The organism is Arthrobacter sp. FX8 (assembly GCF_026723805.1).
Lineage (GTDB): Bacteria > Actinomycetota > Actinomycetes > Actinomycetales > Micrococcaceae > Arthrobacter.
Genome location: NZ_CP113505.1, coordinates 3,410,147 through 3,425,096 on the forward strand (window position 1 = coordinate 3,410,147; position 14,950 = coordinate 3,425,096).

Below are 14,950 nucleotides of genomic sequence, written 5' to 3' on the forward strand. Positions count from 1 at the left end.
AGGAATCCCCGCCCTGCCTGCAGCAGGGCGGGGATTCTTCTGTTTGAGTGCGGATACGCGAAAGTGCGCTCCCGGCCGGTTAGGCAATAGTCTGGCCAGATGGGGACCAGTGCCGTTAACTCCGGCGAACAAGTGGACAGGCAGACGCGCATACTCGAGGCGGCCATGGACCTGCTGTCCCGGCACGGCATTTCCGGAGTGAGCATGCGGTCCGTGGCGCGGGAAGCCGGCGTGGCGCTGGGCCTGGTCAACTATTACTACGACGACAAAACCACCCTGATCCGGGCAGCCCTGCGCCGGGTGGATGAGCATGACCTTCTGCTCGTCGCCCCCGATCCGTCCACGCCCCCGGATGAACAGCTGCGCAAGGCCCTGCGGCGGGTTGCCGGCGCCGACCTGCTGACCACGCGCTACCTGTCCCTGCGCCTCCACCTTTGGGCCCTCGCCCAGGCCGACGAGGACTACGCCCAGATCAACGCCGCCGCCTTCGACCGCTACATCGACGGGCTCGCAGCACTGGTATCCAGCGCCAGGCCAGGGCTCTCCTGGGAGGCATGCCGGGAGCGCGCATCGGACATCGTGGTCATCCAGAACGGCATGTGGCTGACCGCACTGCTCGGGGTGGACAAGGCCGCCATCCAGCGAAGTATCCAGCGCACGGAACAGATTGCCTTCGCGCCGGTCCAGGATGAAGGGGCCGGCGGGCAGGAGCCTAGCCCGCGCTAACCCGCCTGCTCCCGGGCGCAGACGGCCCGAAAGTAACATTGAACGAGTGTTCAAAAAGTATTGAACACTCGTTCAGTGTGCATTACTGTCCTTCCTATGACTTACGCCACACCAACCCTGGACGCCGTCGAGAGCACCACAACGGACGCAGCGTCCTCCCTGTTCATCAACGGCGCATGGGAGCCGGCGGCATCCGGCGCCGTGCGCCAGATCCGCAACCCGGCAGACGGCGAGCTGGTGGCCACGGTCTCCGAGGCCGGCCGGGAAGACGCCGAACGCGCCATTGCCGCAGCCCGCGCAGCCTTCGACTCCGGCGCCTGGTCCTCCGTCCCGGCACCCCAGCGCGGGGCCTTCCTCCTCAAGGTCGCTGCCGGCCTGCGGGAACGGCGGGAAGAGTTCGCCCGGGCCGAGTCCCTTGACACCGGAAAGCGCATGGTCGAGAGCCGCATCGACATGGACGACATCGCCGCCTGCTTTGAATACTTCGGCAGGCTCGCCGGGCAGCAGGCCGGCCGGGTGGTGGACGCCGGGGACCCCGGCGTCGTGAGCAGGATCGTCTACGAACCCGTTGGCGTCTGCGGCCTGATCACACCATGGAACTACCCCCTGCTCCAGGCGGCGTGGAAGATCGCCCCCGCGCTGGCCGCCGGCTGCACCTTCGTCCTTAAGCCGTCCGAGCTGACCCCTTCCACCAGCATCATGGCCATGCAGCTGTTGAAGGACCTTGGCCTGCCGGCCGGCGTGGCCAACCTGGTCACCGGACCCGGCGCCGAGGCGGGCGCACCGCTCTCGGAACACCCCGCCGTCGACCTCGTTTCCTTCACCGGCGGCCTGGAAACCGGCAAGCGGATCGCCGCTGCCGCCGCAGCCACCGTCAAGAAGGTGGCGCTGGAGCTGGGCGGCAAGAACCCCAACGTGATCTTTGCCGACGCGGACTTCGACGCCGCCGTGGACAACGCCCTCAACGGTGCCTTCGTCCACTCCGGGCAGGTCTGCTCGGCAGGCGCCCGGCTGCTGGTGGAGGAATCCATCGCCGAACGCTTCGTGGACGAGCTGGTCCGCCGCGCCCAGGGCATCCGGCTCGGCGGCCCCTTTGACGACGCCGCCGAGACCGGCCCGCTGATCTCCGCCGCCCACCGGGACAAGGTGCACGCGTACGTCCAGCGCGGAATCCAGGAGGGCGCGCGGCTCCGCACCGGCGGCGCGGCACCTTCCGGGGAGAAGTACGACGGCGGGTTCTACTACCAGCCGACCATCCTGGACCAGGTGCAGCGCGGCATGTCCGTGGTCACCGACGAGGCGTTCGGCCCCGTGGTGACAGTGGAAACCTTCCGCACCGAGGACGAGGCCGTGGCCACCGCCAACGACACCATCTACGGCCTGGCCGGGGCGGTATGGACCCAGGACGCCGGCAAGGCGCAGCGGGTGGCAGGCCGGCTGCGGCACGGCACCATCTGGATCAACGACTACCACCCCTACCTCCCCCAGGCCGAGTGGGGCGGCTTCGGCCAGTCCGGCGTCGGCCGCGAGCTGGGCCCCACGGGCCTGGCGGAGTACCAGGAAGCCAAGCACATCTACCAGAACACAAGCCCGCAGGTCACCGGCTGGTTCGCTGACCACGGCAAGGAGAACTAGATGCACTTCGACAACATCGAGGACCTCAGCGAGCGCTCGTTCGATTACATCGTCATCGGCGGCGGATCCGCCGGCGCCGCGGTTGCCGCCCGCCTGAGCGAGGACCCGGACGTAACCGTGGCCCTCGTGGAGGCCGGCCCGGACGACCGCAACATCCCCGAGATCCTGCAGCTGGACCGCTGGATGGAGCTGCTGGAATCCGGCTACGACTGGGACTACCCGGTGGAACCGCAGGAAAACGGCAACTCCTTCATGCGCCACGCCCGTGCCAAGGTGATGGGCGGCTGTTCCAGCCACAACTCGTGCATCGCCTTCTGGGCGCCACGGGAGGACCTGGACGAGTGGGAGTCCAAGTACGGCGCCGCCGGCTGGAATGCCGACGCGGCCTGGCCGCTGTACAAGCGGCTGGAAACCAACGAGGACGCCGGCCCGGACGCACCCCACCACGGGGACTCCGGCCCCGTGCACCTGATGAACGTGCCCCCGGCGGATCCTGCCGGCGTCGCTCTTCTGGACGCCTGCGAGCAGGCGGGAATTCCCCGCGCCAAGTTCAACACCGGCACCACCGTGGTCAACGGCGCCAACTTCTTCCAGATCAACCGCCGGGCGGACGGCACGCGCGCCTCCAGTTCCGTCTCCTACATCCACCCCATCATCGACCGGCCCAACTTCACCCTGCTGACCGGCCTCCGCGCCCGCCAGCTGGTGTTCGATGCGGCCAAGCGCTGCACCGGTGTGGACGTGGTGGACTCGGCCTTCGGCCGCACCCACCGGCTCTCCGCACACCGCGAGGTGGTCCTGTCCACCGGTGCCATCGACTCCCCCAAACTGCTCATGCTCTCCGGCATCGGACCGGCAGCACACCTTGAACAGCACGGCATCGACGTCCTGGTGGACTCCCCCGGCGTGGGCGAGCACCTGCAGGACCACCCCGAGGGCGTAGTCCAGTTCGAGGCAAAACAGCCCATGGTGCAGACCTCAACGCAGTGGTGGGAGATCGGAATCTTCACCCCCACCGAGGACGGCCTGGACCGCCCCGACCTGATGATGCACTACGGTTCCGTCCCGTTCGACATGAACACGCTGCGGCACGGCTACCCCACCACGGAGAACGGCTTCAGCCTCACCCCCAACGTCACGCACGCCCGCTCCCGCGGCACCGTCCGGCTGCGCAGCCGCGACTTCCGCGACAAGCCGATGGTGGACCCCCGCTACTTCACGGACCCCGACGGCCACGACATGCGCGTCATGGTGGCCGGCATCCGCAAGGCCCGTGAAATCGCCGGCCAGCCCGCCATGGCGGAATGGACCGGCCGGGAACTGTCGCCCGGCATCGAGGCGCAGACGGATGAAGAGCTGCAGGACTACATCCGCAAGACCCACAACACCGTTTACCACCCGGTGGGCACCGTCCGCATGGGCCCGGCGGACGACGACATGTCGCCGCTGGATCCCGGGCTGCGGGTCAAGGGCGTCACCGGCCTCCGCGTCGCCGATGCGTCCGTCATGCCCGAACACGTCACCGTCAACCCCAACATCACCGTCATGATGATCGGCGAGCGCTGTGCCGATCTGATCCGCGCGGACCGCACGGTCGAAGACGCCATGGAAGAAAAGGAGCTCACCACATCCCTCGCCTGAGCGGCAGGTCTTAGGGGGCCGCACTTCCCCAACAGCGGCGGCCCCCACCCTCGTTATTCCGCCGCACCCCAGGGCGGCCGGTCCCATCGTGCTTTTCTGATCTAGGAGTCCATATTGGAACCCAGCAAGAGTATTGATTCAAGCGGCATGGATGAATTCGGCTACACCCAGACCCTTGACCGGAGCATCGGCAAGTTTGCCAGCTTCGCCGCAGGTGTCAGCTATATCTCCATCCTCACCGGTGTTTTCCAACTGTTCTACTTTGGCTTTTCCATGGCCGGCCCGGCGTACGCCTGGTCCTGGCCCATCGTGTTCGTCGGCCAGCTGATGGTGGCCCTGTGTTTTGCCGAACTGGCCGGCCGCTACCCCGTGGCGGGTTCGGTCTACAACTGGGCCAAGCGCCTGGCGTCCGGGACCTCGTCCTGGCTGGCCGGCTGGCTGCTGCTGTTGTCCTCCATCATGGCGCTGGGCTCCGTGGCACTGGCCCTGCAGATCACCCTGCCCCAGCTCTGGTCCGGCTTCCAGTTCGTGGGTGACGGCACGGGCCCCTACGACTTCGCCATGAACGGCGTGGTCCTGGCCACCATCATGATCACCATCTCCACCCTCATCAACGCATTCGGCGTGAAGCTGATGACCCGGATCAACAGCATCGGCGTCTTCGTGGAGCTGATCGCGGCCGTGCTGCTGATCCTCGCGCTGGGCTGGCATGTGGTGCGCGGCCCGGAGGTCTTCTTCCAGACCAACGGCTTCGGCGAAGGCCACGACCTGGGCTTCTTTGGCGTCTTCCTGATCGGCGCCATGGCCTCCGGCTACGTCATGTACGGCTTCGACACCGCCAGCTCCCTCGGCGAGGAAACCAAGGATCCCAAGAAGACCGCTCCCAAGGCCATCCTGCGCGCCGTTACGGCATCGTTCCTGCTGGGCGGCGGAATCCTGCTCTTCGGCATCCTGGCCGCGCCGGACCTCGGCGACCCCCAGGTGGGGGCGGCCGACGGCGGGCTGCAGCACATCGTGCTCTCCGTCCTGGGCGGCCCGTTCGGCAAGGCCTTCCTGGCCTGCATCGTGGTGGCCGTGGTGGTCTGCACCCTGGCCGTCCACGCCGCTGCCATCCGGATGATGTTCGCCATGGCCCGCGACAACAACCTGCCCTTCAGCCGGCAGCTCAGCAAGGTGGATCCGGTCCGCCGGACCCCCACTGTCGCCGCCATCGTCATCGGAATCATGGCCGTCATCCCGCTGCTGGTCAACGTGATGCAGCCGGCCATCTTCACCATCCTGTCCAGCATCAGCATCGTGCTGATCTACCTGTCCTACCTCCTGGTCACGGTTCCCCTGCTGCGCAAGCGGTTCCTGAGGAAATGGCCGCTGGCCGATGACGTTTCCGAGCCGGGGTTCTGCATGGGCAAGTGGGGCGTTCCCGTGAACATCCTGGCCGTCCTGTGGGGCGCTGCCATGACGGTGAACCTGGTGTGGCCCCGCCCGGAGATCTACAACTCGGTGCCGCCGTTCGAGTGGTACCTGCAGTGGGGCGGCGTGATGTTCGTGGCCGCCGTCATCATTGGCGGGACCCTCCTCTACCGCCTGAAGATCCGCCACCAGACAGGGGTGCTGGCCGAGCACGCCGCAGCCGTGGCCGCCCACCCGTCGTCGAGCGCCACACGCGCCGCTTCCGGGGAGCACCAGCTGGTGGACGTGCAGGTCCAATAGGGCTGCTGCTGCAGCAGGGTCCGCTGCAGCAGTGCATACAAAGGAAGGGGCCGACGGCGGCACTCACGTGAGTGCCGTCGTCGGCCTTTTCTGCGCCTCCGGCCACCGCCATGTTGAGGCCCGTCGTCACACAAGGAAGCGGCCTCCTGATCCGGAGCGGCAACGCCCTACCCTTGACAGGTGACTTTGACTAAGATTCGTACCGCCGCCGCGGGCTCCCTCGCCGCCGCCGGTCTCCTGTTGACCCTCGCCGGCTGTTCCACCCCGGCCGCCACCCAGCCAAGCGCCTCTGCGCCCGCTTCCTCAGCTTCTGCCAGCGCCGCGTCCACCACAGCCGGCCCCTGCGCCGGGGTTAAGGTCATCGTCGATTCCGGCGCCCTGAAGCAGGCCGCTGCGGACACCTCCACCTGCGTGTCCGTGGACGGACCCACCGTGGCGTCCAAGGTGCTCGACGAGGCAAAGGTCAAGACCGAGGGCACCACCCAGTACCCCAACGAAATCGTGTGCCGCGTGAACGGCGTGCCCGCCGCCGACTTCGATATCAAGCACAAGGACGGCACCTACCGCGAAGAGTGCAAGGGCATGCCCGCCGCTTTCGCCTACTGGGGTCTCTGGGTCAAGCCCGCCTCCGGTGAATGGGCCTACGCACAGGAAGGCCTCGCCACCTTGAAGGTGAGCCCCGGTGAGAGCCTGGAACTGCTCTTCACGGTCGACGGCGAGCCGGCCGCGCCCGCGGCATGACCTTCCGGCCCGCGCCGTTGCGCGCAGCGGCAGTCCTCGCCGCTGTGTTCATCGCGGCGCGGGTCATTTACCGCGTCCTTTTCAATGGGGCGGGCACCGGCAGCCCGGTCCTGCTCGACCTGCCGCCGCTGCGGCTTCCCGCCCCGTATGCCCATGTAGTCTTCCTCGGTCCGGTCACCGCGCCGGGCCTCTGGCAGGCGGTGCTGTCCGCCCTGCCCATTGCGGCGACCATCCTCGGCTTCGGCCTGCTCAACGCGTGGGTTGATGTGTCCCGCGGCTTCGTGCGGCTGGCCCGCGGCGGCCCGCTGCAGGGCGTGGCCCGGATGCTGGTGGTGGCATGGGCGGCCCTCCCCGCCCTGTCCGACGCCGTCGCCTCCGTGCGCCTGGCGTTCCGGCTGCGGGGCGAACGCTTCGGCCCCCGCGCCCTGGTCCCCATACTGGAGCGCACCCTGGAGCACGCCGGGCGGGTTGCCGCAGCTTTGGAGCTGCGCGGTTTCGGGAGCCGGGCAGCGCACCAGCCAGGGCTCGACGGCGGCCTGCCGCTTATCGTCCGGAACGCACAGTTCCGGATTGGGGACACCTGCGTAAGGGTTGACGGGTTCGCGCCGATGCCCGGCTCCGTCATTGTGATCACCGGGCCCACGGGTTCCGGAAAGTCCACCATCCTGCGGGGCATCGCCGGCCTGCTCTCCCACGTTGACGGCGGAGCGGTTTCCGGCACCGTTCTCGCCGGCGGACTGGACCGCGCCGCCACACCGCCGCGGGACACCGCCCGCCTCATCGGCACCGTGCTCCAGAATCCCCGGGCTGCCTTCGCCACCACCCGGGTCCGGGATGAAATTGCCCTGGCCCTTGAGCTGCGCGGCGTGCCGACCGCCGCTGCGCAGGCGCGGGTGCTGGAGGTGGCCGGGCGGATCGGAATCCCGGCACTGCTGGACCGGAATGTCAGCACCCTCTCGGCCGGTGAGGCGACGCTGGTGGCCATCGCCGCCGCCGTCGTGGACCATCCAAAGCTTCTCCTGGCGGACGAGCCCCTGGCGGATCTTGATACGGCAGCCCGCGCACGCGTCATCGCAGTGCTCAACGCACTCGCCGGCGTCGGCGTCTGCGTCATCGTGGCGGAGCACCGGGCGTCAGCACTCGCCCCCGTCGCCGATGCATGGTGGACCATTGATGGTGGCGCGCTGGTGCAGGGTTCTGCGCCGCCCGCGGCGCCGGTGCCTTCCGGTGACAGTCCGGCGCGGGAGGTGGCCGGCTCCGTGCCGGTGCTGACGGCGGCCCACCTCGCCGTGCACCGCAAAGGTACGCCGCTGGTGCGCGACGCGTCCCTGGCCCTCCACCCCGGTGAAGTGGTGGCACTGGTGGGGCCGAACGGAGCCGGCAAGTCCTCCCTCCTGGTGGCGCTGGCCCTGGGTGAGGGAGCTGCTGACGAAGGAGTGCTCGACGGCGGCCGGGTGGCCCTGGTGCCGGACGCGTCGGACGACCTCTTCACCAGCGACACCGTGTCCGGAGAGCTCCGTGCGGCCGAGCGGCGCCTGGCCCGTGGAAAGAGTGGCGCTCGTGGGAAGAGTGGTGCCCGTGGGAAGAAGGGCGGACAGCCCGCCCCCGGCTTTGCGGCGGCACGCCTGGCCCGGCTGCGGGGAGGCGTGCAGATTCCCATTGGCCACGAGCATCCCCGGGACCTCTCTGCCGGTGAGCGCAGGATCCTCGCCATCGCGCTGCAGACCATGGACAGCCCGCAGGTCCTCCTGATCGATGAGCCCACGCGCGGCCTGGATCCCGCGGCGCGGACGGCTGTCTCGGCGGCTTTGCGGGCGGCGGCGGATGACGGCGCCGCAGTCCTGATTGCCACCCACGACCTTGAGTTTGCCCGCGGCCTGGGCGCCCGGATCCTGCCGATGCGGGACGGCGTGGCGCCTGCAGCCAAAGCAGCCATCAGCCCCGAACCGCTTGTCCTCCCATCGCGGCCAGCAGCAACGAGGCCACAGCCAGCGACCCTCAACGAGCAGGCTGGCCCACGGGACGCTGCAAAGCCCCGGCGCCCCCGGATGCCGCGGGCGCTCGAACTGGCAGTCCTCGCGGCCGCAAACCTGCTGGCCTTGGCGGCCTTCTGCTGGCCGCTGCTCGCCGCCGCCGTGCCGCAGGATGCCACGGCTGCCCTCCCCTACGCTGCGCTGGCCATCGCACCCGTGGCCGCGGTCGCCGTCGTGGTGTCCCTGGACGGGTCGGTCCGCTCGGCACACACGGTGGCACTGCTGGGCGTGCTGGCCGCGGTCGGTTCCGCTGTCCGGGTGGCGAGCACCGGCGTCGGCGGCGTGGAGGCGGTCTTCATCCTGCTGATCCTGGCCGGACGGGCGTTCGGCGCCCGGTTTGGCCTGCTCCTCGGCGCCGCCACCATCGCCGTCTCCAGTGTGCTGTGGGGTGGCGTTGGGCCGTGGACGCCCTTCCAGGTCTTCGCCTGCGCCTGGGTGGGCGCCGGGGCCGGGCTGCTCCCCCGCCGGGTGCGGGGCAGGGCCGAGCTGTGGATGCTGGCAGGCTACGGCGTGGTGGCGTCCTATGTGTTCGGCCTGCTGACCAACCTGTGGTTCTGGCCCTTCGCGGTGGGCACCGGCACCGGCATCTCCTACGTGCCCGGCGCGCCGTTGGCCACCAACCTCAGCAGCTTCCTGCTCTACTCGCTGTTGACGTCGACGGCGGGCTGGGACACCCTGCGTGCCGTCACCACGGTGATCGGGATCGCCGTGGTGGGCCGCGCCATCCTCGCCGCGCTGCGGCGGGTAAAGCCGGTCTCCGGCGCGGGTGGGCAGGCCGCGCGGCCCCAGCCCACCCACGTCGTGGACCCGCTACAACTCAGGGCCTGAGGACCCGCCGAAAGATAGTTGCGTTGGCATGAGCTGTGGATGAATCATGCATCTATTCCGCATGGTTATCTTCAAAATCTCGCGCTTTTGTTGCAGCTCCTGTGACCCTGATCTCATCACTACAAGCTCTTCGATCATGAGAGGCATGAAGAGCTGTCCCATGCCAGTGATTGCACAGGCCATCCGGCACCAGCCCTAGGCGCTGAGCCCTAAGCCCCGGATCAGGTTCCTATTCCCAGGTGGGCTCCGCCTGCCACATCGAGGGATACGCCCGTGATGTAGCGGTTGTCCGGGTCGGCAAGGAAAAGGATGGCGCGGGCGACTTCCTCTGGTTCGGCGAACCGGCGCATTGGAAGCTGGGCGGCGCGCTTGGCGCGGTTTGCGGCTGCATCAGGGCCAGAGTCTTTGGCGAATTGTGCCCACATGGGAGTGTTTACCGGGCCGGGCGCGATGGCGTTGACCGAGATGCCGTTGGGGCCGAGCAGCTCGGCGAAGGACCACATGATGTGGAGTACTGCGAGTTTGCTTGCGTTGTAGGGCAAGTAGTTGAGGCGGGCTTCTTTGGCTGCAACGGAGGAGAGGATCACGATGGCGCCGGCAGTGCCGGTCCCAATCATTGATTGTGCGGTTTCGCGGACCATGGTGAAGGTTCCGGAACCGTTGATCCGCATGATGGAGTCGAATTCTTCGGTCGTTGTTTTCATGATGTCCGGCGTGGCACCCAGGACTCCAGCTGCGTGGACGAGAGCGTCGATGCGCCCGTGCGTGGTTGTGACATCACGGACGACTGTGGCGCATTGTTCTTCGGAGGTGATGTCCAGCGGGAAGAAGCCGGCGAGTTCCTGGCCATCCTTCGGGCCGCGGTCGGCACCTATGACGAGTGCCCCTTCGGCCGTGAGTGCCTCGACGACTGCATTACCGATTCCGCCGCTTGATCCGGTCACCAGAACGACTTGGTCTTTGAGGCTCATCTGATTTCTCCGCTTATCTGTTGCTGCCCTGCGGCTGGCTGGTGGGCTGCTCGTTTCATCTTTCCAGCTCCTTACTTGAGGTTTCATGGGGATGAGCCGTCGCTCCGGGCGCGGACCAGGGTGGTGCACCTGCCCGTGCTGCCTAGCTGTTGCCGCTAACGGCGTGGCTTGCCCATTGCCGGCCTTCTTGTTCTTGTGTGGGCAGTCCGGAGGCGGCGAGGACCTGGTCAAGCAGCCGCTGGGTGTGGACGGCTTCGCGACCGGAGGTCAGTGGCTGTTCCCTGTCGGCGACCCGGTCCAGGAAGTGGTGGACGGCTGCGGAGAATCCGAGTGTGTCGGTCGCCGTTGCCCAGCCATACGCCTCAGAGCTGAGCTCCCGTGAGGTTGTGACTCCCTTGACGGTGGTCGAGACGGTCTCCGGCGCCCTGACTTCCACGGTCTTGCCATCGCCGTAGGCGTCGAGTTTCTCATTCCACGCACCTGCTGTCCGGGCAGCCATCAGCACTCCCGTGTTGCCGGTGCTGAAGCGGATCATGGCTGCGACGCCGTCTTCTTCCCAGGGGTCGTCACCGGCTGCGTGTGCGGCAACGTCCACGGGATCGCCGCCGCAGTACCAGCGGAGCAGGTCAACCATGTGAATGGCGTTCTCGAACGTTGCACGGTATTCGGATCCGGGGCGGTTCTTCTGCGCGACGCAGAAGGTAGCGCCTTTTGCGCCGAACAGCTCACGGCCGGCGGCATAGACGGGTGCGTAGCGGCGGTTGAAATCCACCATGAGGATGCGGCCGCGCTCGTCGGCCAGGTCCGCCAAACGTTCTGCTTCCTCGGTTGCCGGGGCAAGAGGTTTTTCGCAGAACACATCGACGTCGTTGTTGAGGCACAACTGGACCGCGTGCGCGTGTTCGGATCGGGGCGTGAGGACGAAGACGGCATCCAGGTCCTGCGCGTCCAGCATGTCCTCCACTGACCGGTAGGCGGCGCCGAATCCCCAGCGCCGGACCAGGTTGCCCGGGTCCTCGCGGCGGGATACCAGGGCTGCCAGCTCCACATCATCGCGCTGGACGAGTGTGGGTAGTTGGGCGATGGTGGCGATATTGCCTGCGCCGATGACGCCGACGCGGAGGCGCTGCCCGGTCATCGGGCGTTCTCCATTTCAGCCAGATCAGTGAGCATTCCGCGCAGTGCGGTCACGGATTCCCGGAATCCGTCCTCAGGGGTGGGGAGGTCTTGCGGGTGCCAACGGTACTCATACTCGATACTCAGCAGGTCATCGTAGCCGTGGCGCAGCAGCGCAGCGAGGATCTGGGGCCAGGGAAGAACACCGGTACCGATGACCCTTGATCGGACGGCGCGCTCGGACGCGTCGACGCGCGCTGTTTCCGTGGCACGGAAAGCTGCGTTCGGATCGGTGAACACGAGGTCCTTCACGTGCACGTGACCGATCAGGTCGCCCTGGACGGCAAAGGCTTCCTCGAACGTCTCGTCATGGGTGAAGGTGAGGTTGGCCTGATCGTAAAGAACACGAACGGCCGGGTGGGCAACCTCCCGGACGAGCGCAGCGGTTTCTGCCGCGGTCTGGGTCATGGTGCCGAAGTGGTTCTCCACACACAGCCGCACGCCGGCCTGTTCAGCCTCGGGTGCCAGGGTCTGCAGGGCCTCCCGCAGTTTCGCCCATCGCCGGTCACGATCGGTGTCACCGGGATGCCACGCTCCCGCGTATACACGCACCCGGTCGGCGCCAAGCAGGTGGGCGGTCTCAATTGCGCCGCGGAATTCGTCAACTCCCCCGCGCCACTGACTCTCGTCAAGGGAGTTGATGGCCGTGGTGTAGGGCGTGAGGCCAAGGATCGGAAGGCCCTCGCCGTCTGCCGCCGTCAGTGCCTCCATGGCGGCGCGGCGGTCCCCCAGCGGCAACCCTGAGGTGTAGCCGTTTTGGTAGATGACTTCCGCGGCATCAAGCCCTGCGTCCCGGAAGAGCTTTAGCGCTTGGGGGACCGTATGGTGCGGAGTGCCTAGTGTGTGACCTGCAAACCTCATTGTTGATTGTCCTTCCTGGAAGTGTGTTGTATTGCCGTCCAGTCCGCTGGACCGACGAGCCTGGGTGGGGACGCGACCCGGGATCGGTCGACGATCTCCATCAGCAGGCCCCAAGGGGTGATGAAGTAGGTCCAGCGGTTGCCGGCCACGCGCGGGCTGTCGCCGGCGACTTCTTTGCGCTCCCCGAGCACGCGGACTCCCGGGGTTTCCTGCAGTACGGCGATCGCTTCGTCAACGTCGTCCACGACAAAGCACAGGTGGTGTCCGCCCGCGTCGCAATGCCGTGGCGGGGTCTCGCGCCGCTCGGCGCTGCTCCATTCGAACAGCTCAATGTTCAGATTCGGGGGCAGGCGAAGCATGGCGAGCGTGAGTTTCGCATCGGCCGGGACGTCGAAGTTTGTGGGCATGAATTCTTCGTCAGGCCCACGTTCGGAGCGGTACAGTTCCTCGGCCCCGAGCACGTCGACGAAGAACCGGACGCCCTCCTCGAGGTTGGGAACGGTCAGGCCGATGTGGTCCGCATGCTGGAGCCCCGGCAAACGCCGCAGTGAGCCTGCTGTGGCATCGTACCTTTGCGCGGTCATTTGCGCGGTCCTGCGGTGGAGGCACGGACAAGAAGCTCAGGTTCGAGCACGATGTGGTCCACGGAACCGTCCGCGTTCTGCTTCTCGGCCAGTTCGATGGCGAGGTGTCCCATGTCGGAGATAGGCTGCCGGATGGTGGTCAGGGCCGGGTTGAACCGGGCCCCCAAAGCCAGACCGTCGAAACCGATGACCGACACGTCCTCCGGTACACGCACGCCGCTTCTACCGAGGGCCGAGATGACCGCAAAGGCCACCATGTCATTCGCGGCGATGATGGCCGTCGGCGGATTCTCCATCTCGAGGAAATGCTCTGCCCCACGCGTACCCGCATCCAGATCCGACCCGCTGTCCAGCACAACAGGTGCACTGCCGCTCTCGGCGGACAGCTCCAGATACGCGTCCATCCGGTCCTGGGCGGTGTGCGTACCGGCGATGCCGGAAACATAGCCAATGGAAGTGTGCCCCAGTGAGTGCAGGTGGTCCAGCGCAAGCATAATTCCGCGGCGGCTGTCGACGGTGACAGTTGGAACCGTATCATCGCCTTCCACCCGGTCGATCACCACCACCTTGTGGCCGAAATCGAAGCGCTTCAACGCCTCGGTATCGACCTTCGTGGAGGGCGCGACGATACCAAAGGGGGCATACATGGCCTGCATGGCGACGAAGTATCCCTCAGTTTTAGCGGGGTCCCCATTGGTGACGCAGAGCAGCAGCTGGTAGCCGCGCTCATCCGCCGCCTGCGTCATCGTCTTGGCCAGTTCTGCAAAGAACGGGTTGGTGATGTCAGGGACGATCAGCGGGATGAAGGTGCTGGTCTTTCGGCGGAGTGCCTGGGCGAGTGGACTCATTGTGTAGCCAAGGCCCTCGGCAACCCGGAGGATGTGCTCGCGGGTTTCGCTCTTCACCGCTTCCGGCCGGGAGAATGCCCGGGAAACCGTTGAGCGGTGGACACCGGCCGCCTTCGCGACAACGTCAATACTTAGGTCAGCCATCTTCTTTTCCTCCGCGCTGGTCGTCATACGCCTGCCAGATCGGGCGCATCACATCTTCGAGCTGGGCCAATGTTGGCAGCCCCTTGAATCCATCTTCCAGTGTCTGGGCGACACGGCGCACGAACGGATCATAGAGAGGGTCACTGTCCACGTCGATCACGGCAGACTCCGTTGTCCCGTCCAACGCGGTGAACGTGGCAGAACCATCCGAGTTGACGGAGGCGAATCCTGCCCCGCCCGCCGACGTGTAGCTGCAGTACCGCTTCAACGGCGAACCCGGGAAGGCGTACCCCACCTCCACAATGGCTTCACACCCGCTCGGGGTGGTGATGATGAGACTGGCATGGTCCTCAACAGCCCCGCCATGCAGCGCCGCCGACAGCCGCGACTCGACACTCGCCGCTGACTCGTCACAGGCCTGCAGGAACAGGTCCACGAAATGCGGTCCCAGGTTTGCCAGGCACCCTCCCCCGGCGGTGGAAGGGTCCAGCATCCAAGGGTTGCCGTTAGCCAGGTAACGCGAAGGCGGACCGGCAATAAAGGAGATCCTCTGGTACGTAGGCCGGCCAGCCTTGGCCAGCCAACGGTCCGTCGGACCACCCCGCTGGACCAGCGGGACGGTGACCGGGACGCCGGCTGCCTCAGCCGCCTTGCGCACCTGCGAAAGTTCCGTCAAGGACGTTCCCAGCGGCTTCTCCACCACAATCGGAATGCCACGCTCGATCAGGTCAAGACACTTTTCGGCCATTCCATCGTGCGGGCCGAAAACATAGGCGAGCCCCACCTCGGGCAGATCGAGCAGGCTCCGCCAGTCCGCCTCAACGGGAGCGGCCCAAGTCTTTGCCAGTCCCTGAACGAGTGACACGTCCTCGTCACTGATGCCGACGACCTGGTGTTCTTCGCCGATTGCCCGGGCATACAACGGAACGTGCCAGTGTGAAGCACCAAGAATGATCGTGCGTGTTTTGCTCACCCTCACAGCTCCTTTGCTAAGTATGGGTCTTGCTGTCCACTCAACATGAGATCGGTTGCTGAGATCGGTTGCAATAACA

General features: G+C 66.8%; 12 protein-coding genes. 6 read left to right on the forward strand and 6 right to left on the reverse strand.

Translation table 11 applies throughout. From position 1 onward, the window contains the following. The first annotated feature begins 99 nt into the window (after nucleotides 1-99). From OUO20_RS15945 to OUO20_RS15970, 6 genes are all read left to right on the forward strand, one after another. Nucleotides 100-726, forward strand: coding sequence for a TetR/AcrR family transcriptional regulator (locus OUO20_RS15945; protein ID WP_056391959.1), 627 nt, complete (start codon nucleotides 100-102; stop codon nucleotides 724-726). A 96-nt stretch (nucleotides 727-822) separates the two neighbouring features. Continuing rightward, nucleotides 823-2,361 (forward strand): aldehyde dehydrogenase family protein, encoded by a 1,539-nt coding sequence (locus OUO20_RS15950; protein ID WP_268002133.1) that lies wholly within the window; start codon nucleotides 823-825, stop codon nucleotides 2,359-2,361. Beyond that, nucleotides 2,362-4,002, forward strand: coding sequence for a GMC family oxidoreductase (locus OUO20_RS15955; protein ID WP_018769945.1), 1,641 nt, complete (start codon nucleotides 2,362-2,364; stop codon nucleotides 4,000-4,002). Between the two features lie 147 nt (nucleotides 4,003-4,149). Then, the gene (locus OUO20_RS15960) at nucleotides 4,150-5,712 is read left to right on the forward strand and encodes an APC family permease (RefSeq protein ID WP_268003448.1); all 1,563 of its coding nucleotides are present in this window, start codon (nucleotides 4,150-4,152) and stop codon (nucleotides 5,710-5,712) included. 180 nt (nucleotides 5,713-5,892) lie between these two features. Further along, a complete protein-coding gene (locus OUO20_RS15965) occupies nucleotides 5,893-6,453 on the forward strand; it encodes a hypothetical protein (RefSeq protein ID WP_056391962.1) in 561 nt (186 codons plus the stop codon). Next, the gene (locus OUO20_RS15970; protein ID WP_268002134.1) at nucleotides 6,450-9,314 is read left to right on the forward strand and encodes an ATP-binding cassette domain-containing protein; all 2,865 of its coding nucleotides are present in this window, start codon (nucleotides 6,450-6,452) and stop codon (nucleotides 9,312-9,314) included. The genes OUO20_RS15965 and OUO20_RS15970 overlap by 4 nt, the downstream gene beginning before the upstream one ends. A 221-nt stretch (nucleotides 9,315-9,535) precedes the next feature. Here OUO20_RS15970 and OUO20_RS15975 read toward each other — a convergent pair whose 3' ends face one another. The 6 genes from OUO20_RS15975 to OUO20_RS16000 form a co-directional block, all read right to left on the reverse strand. Beyond that, complete coding sequence (locus tag OUO20_RS15975; protein WP_056391966.1) at nucleotides 9,536-10,285, reverse strand: SDR family NAD(P)-dependent oxidoreductase; 750 nt, start codon at nucleotides 10,283-10,285, stop codon at nucleotides 9,536-9,538. A 142-nt stretch (nucleotides 10,286-10,427) separates the two neighbouring features. After that, the gene (locus OUO20_RS15980; RefSeq protein WP_056391968.1) at nucleotides 10,428-11,423 is read right to left on the reverse strand and encodes a Gfo/Idh/MocA family protein; all 996 of its coding nucleotides are present in this window, start codon (nucleotides 11,421-11,423) and stop codon (nucleotides 10,428-10,430) included. Beyond that, complete coding sequence (locus tag OUO20_RS15985; protein WP_056391970.1) at nucleotides 11,420-12,322, reverse strand: sugar phosphate isomerase/epimerase family protein; 903 nt, start codon at nucleotides 12,320-12,322, stop codon at nucleotides 11,420-11,422. The genes OUO20_RS15980 and OUO20_RS15985 overlap by 4 nt, the downstream gene beginning before the upstream one ends. Further along, nucleotides 12,319-12,906, reverse strand: a complete 588-nt coding sequence (locus OUO20_RS15990; RefSeq protein ID WP_268002135.1) for a VOC family protein — start codon at nucleotides 12,904-12,906, stop codon at nucleotides 12,319-12,321. The genes OUO20_RS15985 and OUO20_RS15990 overlap by 4 nt, the downstream gene beginning before the upstream one ends. Continuing rightward, entirely contained in the window at nucleotides 12,903-13,898 is a 996-nt protein-coding gene (locus OUO20_RS15995; RefSeq protein WP_134164991.1) for a LacI family DNA-binding transcriptional regulator, read from the reverse strand. The genes OUO20_RS15990 and OUO20_RS15995 overlap by 4 nt, the downstream gene beginning before the upstream one ends. After that, nucleotides 13,891-14,871: a Gfo/Idh/MocA family protein gene (locus OUO20_RS16000; RefSeq protein ID WP_018769935.1), complete on the reverse strand. Its 981-nt coding sequence runs from the start codon at nucleotides 14,869-14,871 to the stop codon at nucleotides 13,891-13,893. The genes OUO20_RS15995 and OUO20_RS16000 overlap by 8 nt, the downstream gene beginning before the upstream one ends. Between the last annotated feature and the right edge of the window lie 79 nt (nucleotides 14,872-14,950).

Bases quoted from the DNA above. Each gene is read 5' to 3' on its own strand.
- OUO20_RS15990 (WP_268002135.1), bottom strand. From the start codon at position 12,906: ATGACCGCGCAAAGGTACGATGCCACAGCAGGCTCACTGCGGCGTTTG.
- OUO20_RS15985 (WP_056391970.1), bottom strand. From the start codon at position 12,322: ATGAGGTTTGCAGGTCACACACTAGGCACTCCGCACCATACGGTCCCC.
- OUO20_RS15995 (WP_134164991.1), bottom strand. From the start codon at position 13,898: ATGGCTGACCTAAGTATTGACGTTGTCGCGAAGGCGGCCGGTGTCCAC.
- OUO20_RS15955 (WP_018769945.1), top strand. From the start codon at position 2,362: ATGCACTTCGACAACATCGAGGACCTCAGCGAGCGCTCGTTCGATTAC.
- OUO20_RS15950 (WP_268002133.1), top strand. From the start codon at position 823: ATGACTTACGCCACACCAACCCTGGACGCCGTCGAGAGCACCACAACG.
- OUO20_RS15960 (WP_268003448.1), top strand. From the start codon at position 4,150: ATGGATGAATTCGGCTACACCCAGACCCTTGACCGGAGCATCGGCAAG.
- OUO20_RS15980 (WP_056391968.1), bottom strand. From the start codon at position 11,423: ATGACCGGGCAGCGCCTCCGCGTCGGCGTCATCGGCGCAGGCAATATC.
- OUO20_RS15975 (WP_056391966.1), bottom strand. From the start codon at position 10,285: ATGAGCCTCAAAGACCAAGTCGTTCTGGTGACCGGATCAAGCGGCGGA.
- OUO20_RS15970 (WP_268002134.1), top strand. From the start codon at position 6,450: ATGACCTTCCGGCCCGCGCCGTTGCGCGCAGCGGCAGTCCTCGCCGCT.
- OUO20_RS15945 (WP_056391959.1), top strand. From the start codon at position 100: ATGGGGACCAGTGCCGTTAACTCCGGCGAACAAGTGGACAGGCAGACG.